General features: G+C 41.4%; 12 protein-coding genes. 10 read left to right on the forward strand and 2 right to left on the reverse strand.

The window, feature by feature from the left end; all coding sequences use genetic code 11:
• Positions 1-229: 229 nt before the first annotated feature.
• Together mutS and mutL are read left to right on the forward strand one after the other, a co-directional pair.
• On the forward strand, positions 230-2917 hold the full coding sequence (gene mutS, locus RCG17_RS22610; protein WP_308172291.1) for a DNA mismatch repair protein MutS: 2688 nt from the start codon (positions 230-232) through the stop codon (positions 2915-2917).
• A gap of 12 nt (positions 2918-2929) precedes the next feature.
• Positions 2930-4855, forward strand: coding sequence for a DNA mismatch repair endonuclease MutL (mutL, locus tag RCG17_RS22615; protein WP_308172292.1), 1926 nt, complete (start codon positions 2930-2932; stop codon positions 4853-4855).
• A gap of 763 nt (positions 4856-5618) precedes the next feature.
• On the opposite strand, the gene mreBH is transcribed toward mutL, so the two are convergent.
• On the reverse strand, positions 5619-6626 hold the full coding sequence (mreBH, locus tag RCG17_RS22620) for a rod-share determining protein MreBH (RefSeq protein WP_308172293.1): 1008 nt from the start codon (positions 6624-6626) through the stop codon (positions 5619-5621).
• A 231-nt stretch (positions 6627-6857) separates the two neighbouring features.
• Here mreBH and miaA point away from each other — a divergent pair, with 231 nt between their 5' ends.
• The 3 genes from miaA to spoVK all read left to right on the forward strand — a co-directional run bounded on the left by miaA (position 6858) and on the right by spoVK (position 9247).
• Positions 6858-7814 carry a tRNA (adenosine(37)-N6)-dimethylallyltransferase MiaA gene (miaA, locus tag RCG17_RS22625; RefSeq protein WP_374120865.1) on the forward strand — a complete coding sequence of 319 codons (957 nt, stop codon included), beginning with the start codon at positions 6858-6860 and terminating at the stop codon, positions 7812-7814.
• A gap of 27 nt (positions 7815-7841) precedes the next feature.
• On the forward strand, positions 7842-8072 hold the full coding sequence (gene hfq, locus RCG17_RS22630; protein WP_256236370.1) for an RNA chaperone Hfq: 231 nt from the start codon (positions 7842-7844) through the stop codon (positions 8070-8072).
• Between the two features lie 230 nt (positions 8073-8302).
• Entirely contained in the window at positions 8303-9247 is a 945-nt protein-coding gene (gene spoVK / locus RCG17_RS22635) for a stage V sporulation protein K (RefSeq protein WP_308172295.1), read from the forward strand.
• A gap of 28 nt (positions 9248-9275) precedes the next feature.
• On the opposite strand, the gene RCG17_RS22640 is transcribed toward spoVK, so the two are convergent.
• Entirely contained in the window at positions 9276-9902 is a 627-nt protein-coding gene (locus RCG17_RS22640; protein ID WP_308172296.1) for a trimeric intracellular cation channel family protein, read from the reverse strand.
• Between the two features lie 172 nt (positions 9903-10074).
• Here RCG17_RS22640 and hflX point away from each other — a divergent pair, with 172 nt between their 5' ends.
• The 5 genes from hflX (at position 10075) to RCG17_RS22665 (ending at position 16554) form a co-directional block, all read left to right on the forward strand.
• Entirely contained in the window at positions 10075-11334 is a 1260-nt protein-coding gene (hflX, locus tag RCG17_RS22645) for a GTPase HflX (RefSeq protein ID WP_308172297.1), read from the forward strand.
• A 13-nt stretch (positions 11335-11347) separates the two neighbouring features.
• A complete protein-coding gene (locus RCG17_RS22650; RefSeq protein ID WP_308172298.1) occupies positions 11348-12619 on the forward strand; it encodes a methionine gamma-lyase family protein in 1272 nt (423 codons plus the stop codon).
• Positions 12620-12796: 177 nt separating this feature from the next.
• Complete coding sequence (locus RCG17_RS22655; RefSeq protein WP_308172299.1) at positions 12797-13204, forward strand: MerR family transcriptional regulator; 408 nt, start codon at positions 12797-12799, stop codon at positions 13202-13204.
• A 23-nt stretch (positions 13205-13227) separates the two neighbouring features.
• A complete protein-coding gene (glnA, locus tag RCG17_RS22660) occupies positions 13228-14562 on the forward strand; it encodes a type I glutamate--ammonia ligase (RefSeq protein WP_308172300.1) in 1335 nt (444 codons plus the stop codon).
• Between the two features lie 225 nt (positions 14563-14787).
• Positions 14788-16554 carry a thiamine pyrophosphate-binding protein gene (locus RCG17_RS22665; RefSeq protein ID WP_308172301.1) on the forward strand — a complete coding sequence of 589 codons (1767 nt, stop codon included), beginning with the start codon at positions 14788-14790 and terminating at the stop codon, positions 16552-16554.
• Positions 16555-16796: the final 242 nt, after the last annotated feature.

Below are 16796 nucleotides of genomic sequence, written 5' to 3' on the forward strand. Positions count from 1 at the left end.
AGGTTTCCTAACATCACTATAAACTCATTATATTAATCTTTGAGAAGATGTCAACAATTTTTGAAAAATTTATTAATTTGTAAACTTCATTGATTTAAAGTTTTTCAGGTTTGATTTTTAAGAAAGACAGACAGCTGGTTGTTTTTTCTTCTTAAAAAAGAAGCCGAAATCTATGATATAATGTTTGTCGAAGATACACGAAATGAAGAATGTAATGTTGGAGGAAACTATGGCTGGATATACGCCGATGATACAACAATATTTAACGGTAAAGGCAGAATATCAGGATGCCTTTTTATTTTTTCGACTTGGAGATTTTTATGAAATGTTTTTCGAGGATGCGCTAAAAGCGTCCCAAGAACTTGAAATAACATTAACAAGCCGCGATGGCGGCGGTGACGAACGAATTCCAATGTGTGGTGTCCCATATCATGCAGTACAAGGATATATTGAACAATTAATCGAAAAAGGCTATAAAGTGGCCATCTGTGAACAAGTGGAAGATCCGAAGCTGACAAAGGGAATGGTGAAACGGGAAGTCGTTCAATTAATCACTCCCGGAACCGTCATGGAAGGCAGAGGTTTGTCTGAAAAAGAAAATAACTATATCGCCTCTGTAACGAAGTTTGCTGACCAAACCTATGGTGTTGCCTACAGCGATCTTTCTACGGGAGAGAGCCGTGTCACTTTATTATCGAATCAATTTGAAGAGGTTTTAAATGAATTAGCCGTTTTGGGGGCAAAGGAAGTAGTGGTAGCCGCCGACTTTGATGGCGAGCTGCAAAAAAAGATGCGCGAGCGTGGTGTGCTTGCCATTTCATTTGAAGACAACGACACCGTTGGTGAAAATTTTTCCCATTTGCTTCAAGAGTTAACCCAAAATAAATTACAGCAAACAGCAGCAAGATTGTTTAACTATTTGTATCGGACCCAGAAACGGAGTCTTGATCATCTCCAGACTGTTTCGACCTATCAAATCCATCAATATATGAAAATTGATTACTATTCGAAGCGAAATCTTGAATTAACCGAAACGATTCGCTCAAAAGGTAAAAAAGGCTCATTACTATGGCTTTTAGATGAAACGATGACTGCGATGGGCGGAAGGATGCTGAAGCAATGGATCGACCGTCCGTTAATTGAGTGTGAAGCGATTGAACGCCGTCAAAATATGGTCAGAATTTTGCTTGAGCATTATTTTGAACGCCAGGACCTTCGCAAAAAATTAAAAGAAGTTTACGATTTGGAACGGCTGGCTGGAAGGGTTGCTTTTGGGAATGTCAATGCCCGCGATTTAGTGCAATTAAAAAGATCTTTGCAGCAAATTCCGTTGTTAAAAGAGCTGATGATTGGGCTAGGGGACGAGGCAGCAGTTGAAACGGCGCAAGAGCTTGACCCCTGCGAAGAAGTGACGGATTTACTGGAGCAGGCGATTGTCGACAACCCGCCGCTTTCTTTAAAAGAAGGAAATATCATTCGTGATGGCTACAATGATCAGCTTGATCAATACCGTGATGCCAGCCGTAACGGAAAGACATGGATTGCCCAGCTTGAACGGGAAGAAAAAGAGAAGACCGGAGTTAAATCGCTTAAAATCGGCTTTAACCGTGTTTTTGGGTATTACATCGAAGTTACCCGTGCTAACCTGCATTTATTAGAGGAAGGCCGCTATGAGCGGAAGCAAACTTTAGCAAATGCCGAGCGCTTTATCACGCCAGAGCTGAAAGAAAAAGAATCCTTAATCTTAGAGGCGGAAGAAAAAATCGGTGAGCTGGAATATGAATTATTTGCAATAATTCGCGAGACCGTAAAAGAATATATTCCTAGACTGCAAGCATTGGCAAAATTGGTCAGTGCCCTTGATGTCCTGCAATGTTTTGCCCAAGTGAGTGAGGACCGTCATTATGTAAAACCGCAATTTTCCGAAGAGCGTCGGGTAGTAGTGAAGGACGGCAGACACCCGGTTGTGGAAAAAGTGCTGAATTCACAGGAATATGTTCCAAATGATTGTATGATGGACAATGATCGGGAAGTCTTGTTAATTACTGGCCCAAATATGTCAGGGAAAAGTACTTATATGCGCCAAATTGCCTTAACCGCCATCTTAGCGCAAATCGGCTGTTATGTTCCGGCTGCTGAAGCCGTACTGCCGATTTTTGACCAGGTCTTTACGCGCATTGGTGCGGCGGATGATCTCATTTCTGGTCAGAGTACGTTTATGGTTGAAATGCTGGAAGCGAAAAATGCGATTACTTTGGCAACGCAAAATAGTTTAATTTTATTTGATGAAATCGGCCGTGGAACGTCTACTTATGATGGTATGGCCTTGGCGCAAGCAATTATTGAATATATTCATAATCGAATTGGGGCAAAGACTCTTTTTTCAACGCACTATCACGAATTAACGGTGCTGGATCAGGAACTGTCTAAATTGAAGAATGTCCATGTCAGTGCAGTTGAGCACAACGGAAGGGTGGTGTTCCTTCATAAAATTAAGGAAGGACCTGCCGATAAAAGTTATGGTATCCATGTTGCTCAATTAGCTGAGCTTCCAAAAGAGCTCATTAACAGGGCGGCGGAAATTTTAAAAGAGCTTGAGGAACAACCTAAGACTGAGCTAGTCCCTAGGGTGGAAAATTTACTTGAGGAACAGCCTAAAGCTGAGCCAGTTCCTAATGAGGAAAATATCATTGAGGAACAGCCAAAGTCTCAGGCGGTACCTAAAAAGGAAAGTCTAATAGAAGAAACAGCACAGTTATCTTTCTTTGGAGAAGAACCAAAAGAAACGAAGAAACATGAAGGTTCACCAAAAGAGAAGAAGGTTCTCGAAAACATTAAAGCTCTAAATATTTTAGATATGACACCACTACAGGCGATGAACACATTGTACGAGCTGCAAAAAAAGTTAAAAAGCTAGGGGGTGTAAACGATGGGAAAAATCATCCAGCTTGATGATGCATTGTCCAACAAAATCGCAGCAGGTGAAGTGGTCGAGCGTCCTGCATCGGTTGTAAAAGAACTGGTCGAAAATGCGATTGATGCTGGCAGTACCGTCATTGAAATTGAGGTAGAAGAAGCGGGGCTTTCAAAAATCCGCATCACCGATAACGGAGCCGGTATTGAGGAAGAGGACGTCTTAAGGGCTTTTCAGCGGCATGCGACAAGCAAGATTAAGGATGAGACCGATTTGTTCCGAATTCGGACATTGGGTTTCCGCGGTGAAGCTTTGCCGAGTATTGCCTCGGTTTCGCGCTTGGAAATGAAAACCTCGACAGGTGAAGGGGCGGGGAACAGAGTCCTCATCGAGGGCGGGAAAGTCGTTGAATTTGAAAAAGCTTCAAGCAGAAGAGGGACCGATATTACCGTTACTGATTTATTTTTCAACACGCCTGCACGGTTAAAATATATGAAAACGATCCATACGGAGCTTGGAAATATCACAGATGTTGTTAACCGATTGGCACTTTCCCATCCTGAGGTGGCGTTTCGCTTAATTCATAATGAGCGGAAGCTACTGCAAACAAATGGAAATGGCGATGTCCGTCAGGTGCTGGCGTCGATTTATGGATTAGCCACTGCCAAGCAACTGGTTCCGATTTCTGCCGAGTCGCTTGATTACAAAATAAGCGGATATGCTTCGATGCCCGAAGTAACCCGGGCATCAAGGAACTATATTTCTACTATGATTAACGGCAGATTTATTAAAAATTACCAGCTAGTTCGGGCTATACAGGAAGGCTATCATACCTTGCTCCCGATTGGTCGATTTCCGCTTGTATTGCTGAGAATTGTGATGGACCCGATTCTCGTAGATGTCAATGTTCATCCATCCAAAATGGAAGTACGGATCAGTAAAGAAGCCGAACTAGATCAGCTGGTAGCAGCTGCGATAAAAAATGCTTTTAAAACCAAGCAACTCATTCCTACTGGATTTACACCAGTGAAAAAGGAACAGCCTAAATCGGAACAAACGGAACTTATTTTGGATAATGACCCATCATCCTTTGTACCACCAATTCCAGTGATTCCGAAAAAAGATGCGGTATGGGAGGCTCCAGTTTTTCCAGAAAGCAATCAGGACTGGGAGGCACCGATTTTTCCAGAAAGCAGACAGGACTGGGAGCCGCCAAGCTTTCCGAAAAACATTCAGGAGTGGCAGCCACCATTGGAAACAAAGGCCGAAACCACTTCGGAACCGTGGGTTTTTGAGGACTTTGAACAAGAATCAGTGTCAGAGGATGTAGATAAAAGTGCAGCCGCCCAGACGGAAAGCAGGGTACCGCCACTCTATCCCATCGGGCAAATGCACGGAACCTATATTTTTGCGCAGAATGAAAAAGGTTTGTATATTATTGACCAGCATGCTGCACAGGAACGGTTAAAATATGAGTATTTTCGTGAAAAGGTTGGGCGGGTTGAAAGTGAGCTTCAAGAATTATTAATGCCATTAACATTGGAGTATTCAACCGACGAATATTTGAAAATCATCGAATATAAGGACGAGCTTGAAAAAGTGGGTGTCTTTTTAGAGGAATTTGGCCATAACAGCTTTATCGTTCGCGCTCATCCGCAATGGCTTCCAAAAGGGGAAGAAAAGGAAACGATTGAGGAAATGATTGAACAGCTGTTGTCGATGAAGAAGGTTGATATTAAAAAGTTGCGTGAAGAAGCAGCAATCATGATGAGCTGCAAAGGCTCGATCAAGGCCAATCGCCATTTACGCAACGACGAAATCCAAACCTTGCTCAACGATTTGCGAAAGGCATCCGATCCATTTACATGTCCACATGGAAGGCCGATTATCATTCATTATTCCACCTATGATATGGAGAAAATGTTCAAGCGGGTAATGTAATCTTGCAAACAAATGTATAGAAGAGAATAAAAAATGACCATCAATTGTGCATATCAATTTGATGGTCATTTTTTTCGTATTTGCGGGCCAAGTTGTACGAGCTGAAATTGGGGAGCGTATTAAACGGTTTGCCGAAACAGGGGGGGGAAATGGATTGGATCAGCCAATTTGATTAAAATAATAATGTGATAAAACGAACTGGAGGGGATAACCATGAAAATCACGGACGAAGCTCGTGAAGAAATTAAGTCCATGTTCAAAGAGAATAATGCCGACAGCATTCGTATCTTTTTTGATGGCTTTGGCTGAGGACAGCCAAGAATTGGACTGGCTCTGGATGAGCCGCAAGCAGACGATATTATCGTCAATATCAATGATATAAATGTAGCGATTGACCCTAGGATTAAACCAAACACACAAGACCTGATTCTTGATCGAAGTGGAAATGGAAAAGGGATTTCATTGATAGGGGACACGGGAAACTGCTGCTAGCGCATGAAAAAAGGTCTGACTGTTTTGTCAGACCTTTTTTCAAAATGTCGATAAACCATGACCATAGGCTTCGGACACAACGACGGTAATTTTGCTTCTCTGAGTCCGAAGATGCCTTGACTTCGGACATGACTGAGACAATTTTACTTTCCTCTGTCCAAAGATGCCCTAGCATCGGACACAACAGCGGTAATTTTGCCTTCTTGTGTCCGAAGATGAGATCACAAACTTATAGCAGCCAAAGAGCTGCAAAATTGCAGCTCGAAAAAACTTATTTTATCGCAGCAGGAATCTTATGGATAAATTGGAGTGCTTGGCCCGTACCGATAGCAACTGCTTCCAAGGGACTTGGAGCTAGATGCACAGGAACAATAATTTCTGAACTCAACCATTCCTCCATCCCGTTGAGTAAGGAGCCGCCGCCAGTTAAAATAACGCCGCGGTCCACGATGTCTCCACTTAATTCGGCAGGACAATCTTCAAGAGTAGCCCGAATCGCTTCAAGAACTTGGGCAAGACACTCTTTCATCGCTTTATTCACTTCACGGGAAGATAGACTAATCGTTTTTGGAAGGCCAGTAACGAGGTCACGGCCGCGAATATCCATCATAACCTCTTCATGATTTTCAACAGCATTCCCAATTTCCATTTTGATATTTTCCGCTGTACGTTCTCCGATTAACACATTATATTCTTTACGGACATGTTGAATGATTTCTTCATCGAGCTTGTCCCCGCCAACACGAATCGAATGACAAGCAACAATTCCGCCAAAGGAAATAATGGCCACTTCCGTCGTACCGCCGCCAATGTCCACAACCACATTTGCCACTGGTTCATCAACTGGCAGCCCTGCACCAATTGCAGCAGCAACAGGCTCTTCAATTATGGTTACTTTTTTGGCCCCTGCATTTCGAACTGCGTCTTGGATCGCTCTTCGTTCCACACTTGTGGAGCCGGATGGTGCACAAACAACGACACTTGGCTTGCGAAGCGAAAACCCTACTATTTTAGCAGCCTTGTTCATAACATGTTTTAACATTTCCGTTGTCACACTAAAATCAGCAATAACACCGTCTTTTAATGGACGAATCGCCACAATTTTACCTGGAGTTTTTCCAATCATTTCTTTTGCTTCATGTCCGACGGCTAAGACGTTTTTTGTTACAGTATCAATCGCCACAACGGACGGTTCATTTAATGCGATTCCTTTTGTTTTGCTATATACAAGAATATTTGCAGTTCCTAAGTCTATTCCAATCTCTGATGTAGATAACATGCTTTTCACCTTTTTCTATAGTTTCATACAGTATAAGTTTAGTAGAAGACGAACGATAATTGGGGGTTAAGCGGGAATGTAAAGGAAACGTCAATTTTGTAACCTTTACTTAAAAAATGTCGTTTAAGTGCATAGAATGTATTTTTTTTGATTATACTTATTTGATGTTCTACTGCTTGGTTGTATGTTACGATAGGGCAGAGCCCAAAAAGAAAAGGCAGTGTGAAAAAATTGGATTCTAAACAAAAGGTTTTGGTTATACTTGGACCGACTGCAGTAGGAAAAACCAAGCTAAGTATCGAACTGGCAAAACGATTAAATGGTGAAATTATTAGCGGGGATTCGATGCAGATTTATCGGGGAATGGACATTGGAACCGCCAAAATAACCGAGCAAGAAATGGAAGGGATTCCTCACTATTTGATTGATATTAAGGATCCCGATGAAAGCTTTTCAGTTGCTGAATTTCAAGAGCTTGTCCGTGCCAAAATAGCGGAGATATCCCAGCGTGGAAAGCTTCCCATGATCGTCGGAGGCACCGGACTGTATATTCAGTCTGTGATATATGATTATCAATTTTCAGAAGCTCCTGCGGACGAAATATTAAGGACACAGCTGGAGGAAAGAGCGAAGGAAATTGGATATGAAGCGCTTCACCATGAATTAACTCAAATTGATCCAAAAAGTGCAGCTCAAATCCATCCGAATAATGTCAGAAGGGTCATCAGGGCCTTAGAAATTTATTATCGGACTGGTAAAACCATGAGCCAAACACAAGAGGTTCAGCAGCCAGAGCCACTATACGAAACAGCACTTGTTGGCTTAACAATGGATCGCGAAAAACTATATGAACGGATTAATCTCCGTGTGGATCTCATGGTTGAACAAGGGTTAATGAAGGAAGTACAAGAGATTTACGATCAAGGGTTGCGTGATTGTCAATCCATTCAGGCAATTGGCTATAAGGAAATGTATGATTACCTCGATGGTCATATCAGCTTAGAGGAAGCCATTGAAAACCTGAAAAAAAATTCTCGCCATTATGCAAAAAGGCAACTTACTTGGTTTCGAAACAAAATGGATGTACAATGGTTTGATATGACGGATACTCTTGATTTGGAGAAAAAAATAATCGGAATTTCTCGTTATGTGGAAGGAAAGCTTCAATTAAAATCGAATACATATTAGTAGAGATTAAAGAGGAGGATTTACACAATGAAAACTGCTATTAACATTCAAGATCAATTTTTAAACCAATTGCGCAAGGATGGCACAAACGTTACCGTATTTTTACTAAACGGATTTCAAATAAGAGGTCAAATTAAAGGATTTGATAACTTTACGGTGCTTTTTGAATCAGAAGGAAAACAGCAGCTTGTTTTTAAACATGCGATTTCTACATTCGCTCCGCAAAAAAATGTTCATCTGGATCTTGACCCGCAATAATTGAAATACCAGCGCTGAGCCCATTCCCACGGGCTCTTTTTCATTTCCCCAATTTTAATACTAATACTATTGATTTCCACTGAATACACATAGTATGAAGGAAACTCCCTTGGTAAGTGTACAATCCTATCCGTGCGATAAGGATGATATCCTTTTTTTAGAAAAGATAAATCTGATATAAAAAAAGCTCACAAGCGTAGATTGTTTGCGAAAAATGCGAGGTGAAGGCTTTGGATCAACCGATTCGAATGAAAAGTAATGGTCAAATCAGTATATCCCTCAACTCTCAACGAAGAGTGCTGCCAAAAGAGTTGCCGGATTTCCAAGTTGTTCCAAAGGATATTCCCCCAGAGCATTCAGCCTTAAAGGAAATTGAAGAAGAGCTCGGGGCATTGGTTGGCATGCATGAAATGAAACGGATGATTAAGGAAATTTATGCATGGATTTATGTTAATAAAAAACGGGAAGAAATAGGATTAAAAGCCGGAAAGCAAGCGTTGCATATGATGTTTAAAGGCAATCCCGGCACTGGGAAAACGACAGTGGCACGTTTAATTGGTAGGCTTTTTCAAAAAATGAATGTTCTCTCAAAGGGGCATTTGATTGAGGCAGAACGCGCTGACCTTGTTGGGGAATATATCGGTCATACTGCGCAAAAAACAAGGGATTTGGTTAAAAGGGCACAGGGCGGCATTTTGTTTATTGATGAGGCCTATTCATTGGGGAGGGGCGGAGAAAAGGATTTCGGTAAGGAAGCGATTGATACCCTCGTTAAACATATGGAAGATAAACAGCATGAGTTTATTTTAATCCTTGCCGGTTATTCACGCGAAATGGATTATTTTCTAACCTTAAATCCTGGATTACATTCGCGTTTTCCGCTTGTTATTGATTTTCCTGATTATGATATTGATCAATTAATGGAAATCTCAGATAGGATGCTGAAGGAACGGGAATATACCCTTAGTCATGAAGCAGAGAAAAAACTGAGAGATCATTTAATCTGGGTCAAAGCGATCCTCAATCCAAATAGTTTTTCAAATGGACGATATGTCCGTAATGTAATCGAAAAATCGATTCGTGCCCAAGCGATGCGAATTTTGATGCAAAATCATTTTGACAAACATGAACTAATGACACTGAGAAGCAATGATTTAGTTTTTGAGGAAGACTAAAAAAAGAGCCGATTCGGCTCTTTTTTGGCTAATAACCATTTCCCTGCGTATAATTACCTTTTAGTCGTATGATCGGAAGTTTCCAGTCATACGTATAGGAAAGGACACGCATAATGGTGATCACGATAAATAATATATATAGTTCCAACGGTGATGTCGCGATCTTTAAACCGATAATCAGACCGGATAAAATGGTCCAGACGGCATAAATTTCCGACCGAAGAACACCCGGTTTTCTGCCTGCTAATAAATCGCGTATAATGCCTCCGCCAATACCGGTTAATACGGCGGCAACAATAACAGCACTTAATGGATGACCCATTTTGACCGCATATAAGGCTCCTTGGATGGCAAAAGCAGAAAGCCCAATCGCATCACACAAGTTGCCCCATTTATCCCAATGTTTCAGGAGATTTTTTGGAAAAAGAAGAGCAGCAGTCATGGCGATTAAAGCAATTTCAAAAAATAATCCTTGATTCCAGAGTGTGGACACCGGTACCCCAATCAAAAGGTTTCTAATTGCTCCGCCGCCAAATGCTGTGACGATTCCTAAAAAATAAACGCCTAAAATATCATATTCTTCTTCCATGGCCACAATTGCACCACTTACGGCAAAGGCAATCGTGCCAATCATACTCAATACTTCCCAGGTCATTCCATCGTTCCCCCAAGTAAATAAGCCTATGTTATAAGGACAACTTATTTTATCATGTTTATCACATAATGTTCACAACTTTTTGTAATTATTTATCGAATTGGGGAAAATTAGAGTATCTTTGATTTTTTTGATATGATGTACATGAAAAAAATAGAAAGAAGGTTCTGGTTTGGAACAAAAGAAGGAATTAGAAAAAGCGATCCTTGTCGGGTGTCAAACTATCCAATTAGATGATACGCGTTTTCAATATTCAATGGAAGAGCTGGCGTCATTAACGAAAACAGCTCAAGGCGAAGTGCTGCTGACCGTTTCACAAAAGCGTGACCGAATCCACAATGCTACCTACATTGGCAGCGGGAAGGTGGAAGAAGTCAGAGTCCTTATTGAAGAGCTGGAAGCCGACTTGGTTATTTTTAATGATGAGCTATCACCAAGTCAAAAACGAAATCTGGCCAGGGACCTAAACGCGAGAATTATTGATCGGACTCAGTTGATATTGGATATTTTTGCTCAAAGAGCCCGTTCAAAAGAAGGAAAGCTGCAGGTTGAACTGGCGCAGCTTCAATACATACTGCCTCGTCTTGCAGGACAAGGTACTGCATTATCAAGGCTCGGAGCGGGAATTGGAACAAGAGGCCCTGGGGAAACAAAGCTGGAATCAGACCGCCGCCATATCCGCCGTCGGATCGATGACATCAAAAAGCAGCTGGAAGTCATCGTTCAGCACCGTGAACGCTATCGGGAAAGACGAAAGAAAAACAAGGCAGTACAATTGGCTATTGTCGGCTATACCAATGCTGGAAAATCCACGTTATTTAATCGTTTGTCAGAGGCGGAGTCCTATGAAGAAAACCAGCTATTTGCGACTCTCGATCCAATGACCCGGAAGCTGATTTTGCCAAGCGGGTTTGTGACCCTGATTACCGATACCGTTGGGTTTATTCAAGATCTTCCAACTGCATTGATTGCCGCATTTCGCTCTACTTTAGAGGAGGTTAGAGAGGCCGATCTTTTGCTGCATGTGGTCGATATGTCAAACCCCGATTATTTTCAGCATGAAAAAACGGTTATTAAACTGTTGGAAGATTTAGAGGTAAAGGAAATTCCGCAATTAACAGTATATAATAAGAGAGATTTAAAGCATCCTGATTTTGTGCCGACTGCTGACACACCAACCATTTTTATTACCGCCTTTGAAAAAGAAGACCGACAGCTGCTTAAGAAAAAAATGGAGGATGTCTTGATTAACCTGATGGTTCCTTATCAGGTTCATATTCCGTCCACAGAAGGAAAACTCTTGTCACAATTAAAAAATGAGACGATTTTGAGAGAACTCAGCTTTGATGAAGAAGACCAATTTTATCATTGCAAAGGATACTCACTCCAAGATCATCAAATAACAGGACAATTGCTGAAGTATAAAGTCTAGATAGGAGCAAAACATGTTTCAACAGTTAAAAAACGGGGAAAAGCTTCGGCCGATCGTCGAACAAGTCGAAAATCAGATTGCCGAAACTCATAAAGAAATTGATACCAAGATAGAAATGAATCAATTCCGCGTCTTGGAAAGTTTTCAAAAGCATCGAGTTAGTGATTCACACTTTATTCCAACGACAGGTTATGGCTACGATGATATCGGCCGCGATACACTCGAAAAAGTGTATGCTGATGTGTTTGGCGGTGAAGCAGGTTTAGTCAGACCGCAAATTATCTCGGGCACACATGCGATTTCCATTGCCTTGTTTGGCGTGCTGCGTCCCGGGGATGAACTGCTGTACATAACAGGAAAGCCATATGATACCCTTGAAGAAATCGTTGGAATCCGCGGGAACGGTGTTGGGTCCTTAAAGGAATTTGGCATCTCCTATGATAGTATCGCCCTTAAGGCTGATGGAAAAATCGATTATCAAGAGGTTGCCGAGAAAATAAAACCGAACACGAAAATGATTGGCATCCAGCGCTCAAAAGGCTACGCTTCACGGCCGTCGTTTACCATTTCAGACATTCAAGAAATGATATCTTTTGTAAAAGAAATCAAACATGATGTCGTCGTGTTTGTGGATAACTGCTATGGAGAATTTGTTGAGGATTTGGAGCCATGCCATGTTGGCGCAGACTTAATGGCAGGTTCCTTAATTAAAAATCCAGGTGGCGGGATTGCCAAAACGGGCGGTTATATCGTCGGCAAACAAAAATGGGTCGAAGCTTGTTCATACCGCATGACCTCCCCGGGAATCGGAGCCGAGGCAGGTGCATCGCTATATAGCCTTCAGGAGATGTACCAAGGGTTCTTCCTTGCTCCACATGTGGTTGGCCAAGCACTGAAAGGTGCGATTTTTACAGCGGCTATGCTTGAAAAACTTGGGATGAATTCAAGTCCAAGGTGGGATGCTAAACGTACCGATTTAATCCAATCCGTCCAATTTGATGATCGTGAGAAAATGATTGCCTTCTGCCAGGCAATCCAATTTGCCTCACCGATTAATTCATATGTAACACCGCACCCAAGCTATATGCCGGGCTATGAAGATGACGTCATCATGGCGGCAGGAACCTTTATTCAAGGGGCAAGCATTGAGCTGACAGCAGATGGTCCAATCAGACCGCCGTATGTTGCCTATGTTCAAGGTGGATTAACCTATGCCCATGTAAAAATCGCAGTTTGCATTGCGTTAGACAGACTCGTTGACAAAGGATTAATAGAGTTTAATTAAGAAAAAGAAAATTATTTGAACAATTCTATTTTTCTTTTAAAAAACCATGTTAGCTTACCTCACGCAGGTTTGACAAGAAAATCTAACATCGATATAATTTAATAAAAGCGATTCCAAACATTGTTAAAAATGGGTCGTTAAGATTACTCTTTTTAAAGGCAGAAGGGAGGAGAAATCTTGAGTGGAAGTGAAATTCGCCGTTCGATGCCACTGTTTCCAATAGGAATTGTCATGCAGTTAACTGAATTAACGGCTAGACAAATTCGCTATTATGAAGAGCACGAATTAATTTCTCCAGCAAGAACAGATGGGAACAGAAGAATGTTCAGCCTAATTGATATTGATAGGCTTCTAGAAATTAAGGATTTGATCGATCAAGGTATTAACATGGCTGGTATTAAAAGGATTTTTCAGGATAAAGAACAAAAGCTTCCTCAAGATCCCGAGCCGCCATTGGAAAAACCGAAGCGTAACCTATCGGATGACGAATTACGCACACTGCTCCGTAATGAACTCATACAGGCAGGAAGATTCAATAAGGCCTCTTTACGCCAAGGTGATATGTCACGTTTTTTCACTAATTAATATAAATATTTGGAGGTAGTAAAATGGCAAAGTATACAAGAGAAGATATCCAGCGTTTGGCACAAGAAGAAAACGTTAAATTTATCCGTCTTCAATTTACGGATATCCTTGGAACGATCAAAAACGTCGAGATTCCAGTTAGCCAGTTGGAAAAAGCTCTCGATAATAAAATGATGTTTGACGGCTCCTCAATCGAAGGTTTCGTTCGTATTGAAGAATCTGATATGTACCTATATCCAGATTTAAGTACATGGGTTGTCTTCCCTTGGACTGCGGAAAAAGGAAAAGTTGCCCGTTTAATCTGCGATATCTATACTCCAGAAGGAAAACCATTCGATGGGGATCCGCGTAACAACCTTCGCCGTGTATTAAAAGAAATGACAGACCTTGGCTTCACTAACTTCAACCTTGGACCTGAGCCAGAATTTTTCTTATTCAAATTAGATGAAAAAGGCGAACCAACTCTTGAATTAAATGATAATGGCGGATACTTCGACCTTGCTCCAACAGACCTTGGCGAAAACTGCCGTCGTGATATCGTACTTGAGCTTGAAGAAATGGGCTTTGAAATCGAAGCTTCTCACCATGAAGTAGCTCCAGGACAACACGAAATTGACTTTAAATATGCGGATGCCTTGACTGCATGTGACCAAATTCAAACATTCAAGCTTGTTGTAAAAACAATTGCTCGTAAACACGGATTACACGCAACATTTATGCCAAAACCATTATTCGGTGTAAATGGATCTGGAATGCACTGCAACCTTTCTTTGTTCAAAGATGGACAAAATGCATTCTATGAGCCAAGCGGAGATCTTGAATTAAGCGACACTGCTCGCCAATTCATCGCTGGTATTATTAAGCACGCACCAAACTTTACAGCAATCACAAATCCAACTGTCAACTCATATAAGCGTCTTGTACCTGGATATGAAGCACCTTGCTATGTTGCATGGTCTGCAAGTAACCGTTCACCGCTTGTTCGTATTCCTGCATCACGCGGATTGAGCACACGTATTGAAGTGCGCAGTGTTGACCCTGCAGCTAACCCATACTTAGCAATGGCTGTTCTTTTAAAAGCAGGCCTTGATGGAGTGAAAAACAAATTAACTCCTCCAGCACCAGTTGACCGCAACATCTATGTTATGAGCAGAGAAGAAAGATTAGCGGAAGGCATCATCGATCTTCCTGCAACATTGGCAATCGCTATTGATCAATTGCAAGCTGATGAAGTGTTGACAAGTGGTCTTGGAGAACATATTTTAGAACATTTCATTGAAGCAAAAGAGATTGAATGGGATATGTTTAGAACTGCCGTTCACCCTTGGGAACGCGAACAATATATTAAAATGTATTAATCCATACATGCAAAAAGCTCTGATACCAAATTGGTGTCAGGGCTTTTTTATTTGTCTGTAAGTTGAGAAATTCAGACTTAATTTAAATTTTAAAAAAATATTACTTATGGATTGAAAACGGATTCAGTCTGATGTAGAATAACAGTATAAATTTCATTTGATAAAAATGATTTTCACTCAGTGAAAATTTTTAGATTACTAGACTATTAAGAAGGAGCAAAACGAATGAAAGAACTTATATCACATCAATTGGTCAAGTACCTTGAAGACAGAGGAATTGAACACATCTTTGGACTTTGCGGTCATACAAACATCGCAGTTTTGTCAGAGCTAGAAAAGAGTTCCATTAAGTTTGTCAATGTTCGTCATGAACAAATTTCTGCCCATATGGCTGACGGTTATGCCCGAGTGAAAAAACAAGCAGCGGTCCTCCTCAGCCACTTAGGACCAGGATTGACCAATGCAGCGACAGGGGTTGCCAATGCTGCTCTTGATTCGGTCCCAATGGTTGTCATTGCCGGAGATATCCCGACCCATTATTACGGAAAACATCCGCACCAAGAAGTAAACTTGCATGCAGATGCCACACAATATGAAATTTATCGTCCATTTGTAAAACGAGCATGGCGTGTGGATTCACCGCATTTATTCCCTGAGATTTTGGAAAAAGCCTTTCAATTGGCGGTAAGCGGAAATCCTGGTCCAGTGTTAGTGTCTGTTCCAATGGATATTTTCTCGATGGAACTAGAAACCACTTGGTTTGAAAAAGTAAAACACAATACAAAAGCATTACATAAACCTTCAATCGATGAAAAAACGGCAAGGAAAATTATTCAAACTTTAATAGAAGCAAAAAATCCGTTATTTTACGTTGGCGGCGGGATCATGCTTGCAGATGCTGCCGAGGAATTAAGAGAGCTAGTGGATTATTTAAATATTCCAGTGGCCCATTCCTTGATGGGAAAAGGCGCCGTATCGGATGATCATCCATTAACACTCGGAATGACAGGATTCTGGGGAACAAAATTTATCAACGATAAATGCTTAAATGCCGATTACATTTTTGCATTAGGAACTCGTTTTGGGGAAGCTGACTCCAGCTCATGGGAACCAGAATTTACATTCAACTTCCCTCCAACAAAGCTGATTCAAATTGACATCGATCCTAGCGAGATCGGCCGTAACTATCCGGTAGAAATCGGTGTTGTTGCTGACTTGAAACAAGCGTTGACTGTCTTAAATCGTGTCGCAAAAGAGATGTTACCTGAAGGCTATCATCCTGACTATTTAGCTTCTTTAAAAGCAGAAATTGCTGCCTTTCGCAAAGAATTTAAAGCAAGCAATCAAAAATATATCCAAGATAACTGCTTCCCAATGATGCCGCAGCGGATTTTAGAAGAAGTGCGTGAAGTGCTTCCGAAGGATGCGATCATCACAACAGATGTGGGCTGGAACAAAAACGGTGTTGGCCAGCAGTTCCCAATCTATGAAGCTGGATCGATCCTGACTCCTGGCGGCTACTGCACAATGGGATTTGGAGCACCAGCAGCTTTAGGTGCTAAGATTGCTGCTCCGGATCGTGTAGTAGTTTCCCTAGTTGGCGATGGTGGCTTCGGCCAAAACCCAGCATTGTTAGCAACAGCATTTGAAGAAGATATTCCAGTTGTTTGGGTCATCATGAACAACTTTGCATTCGGTACGATTGCCGGGCTACAAAAAGCCCACTTTGGAACAACTTTAGGTACATTGTTTACAAAAGATGAGCAGCCATATTCACCAGATTTCGCTACAATTGCACAGGCATATGGGGTTGAAGGCATTAAAATTCAAGCGGCCGAAGAATTTAAGCCTGCACTAGAAAAAGCCATCAAGGCCAACAAGCCAGTTGTCATTGATGTAGCAATGCTCAATAACCCAGTACCAACAGATGGGCATTGGAATATCATGGATATTTATTCACCAGGTAAGAAGGTACACCACGTATCTGTTTGATAGATTCATATTTTGATTAGCGTTATATAAAAACGAATCTTAGAACTCCCGTGAGAAGGCCAGGCGGCCAGGCCGATTACGGACAAAAAGACTCGGGAACCAAAGAAAATGTCCGTAACAAGGCTGATTACGGACAAAAACGGCCCTGGAACAAAAGAAAGTGTCTATGAAGAAGTTCAAGGATTCGAGGGAAATTCCCTTTAATTAAATAATAGATTCATAGTTAAAGTCCAAAACAAAAA

Source organism: Neobacillus sp. PS3-12, assembly GCF_030915385.1.
GTDB lineage: Bacteria > Bacillota > Bacilli > Bacillales > Cytobacillaceae > JAEVLT01.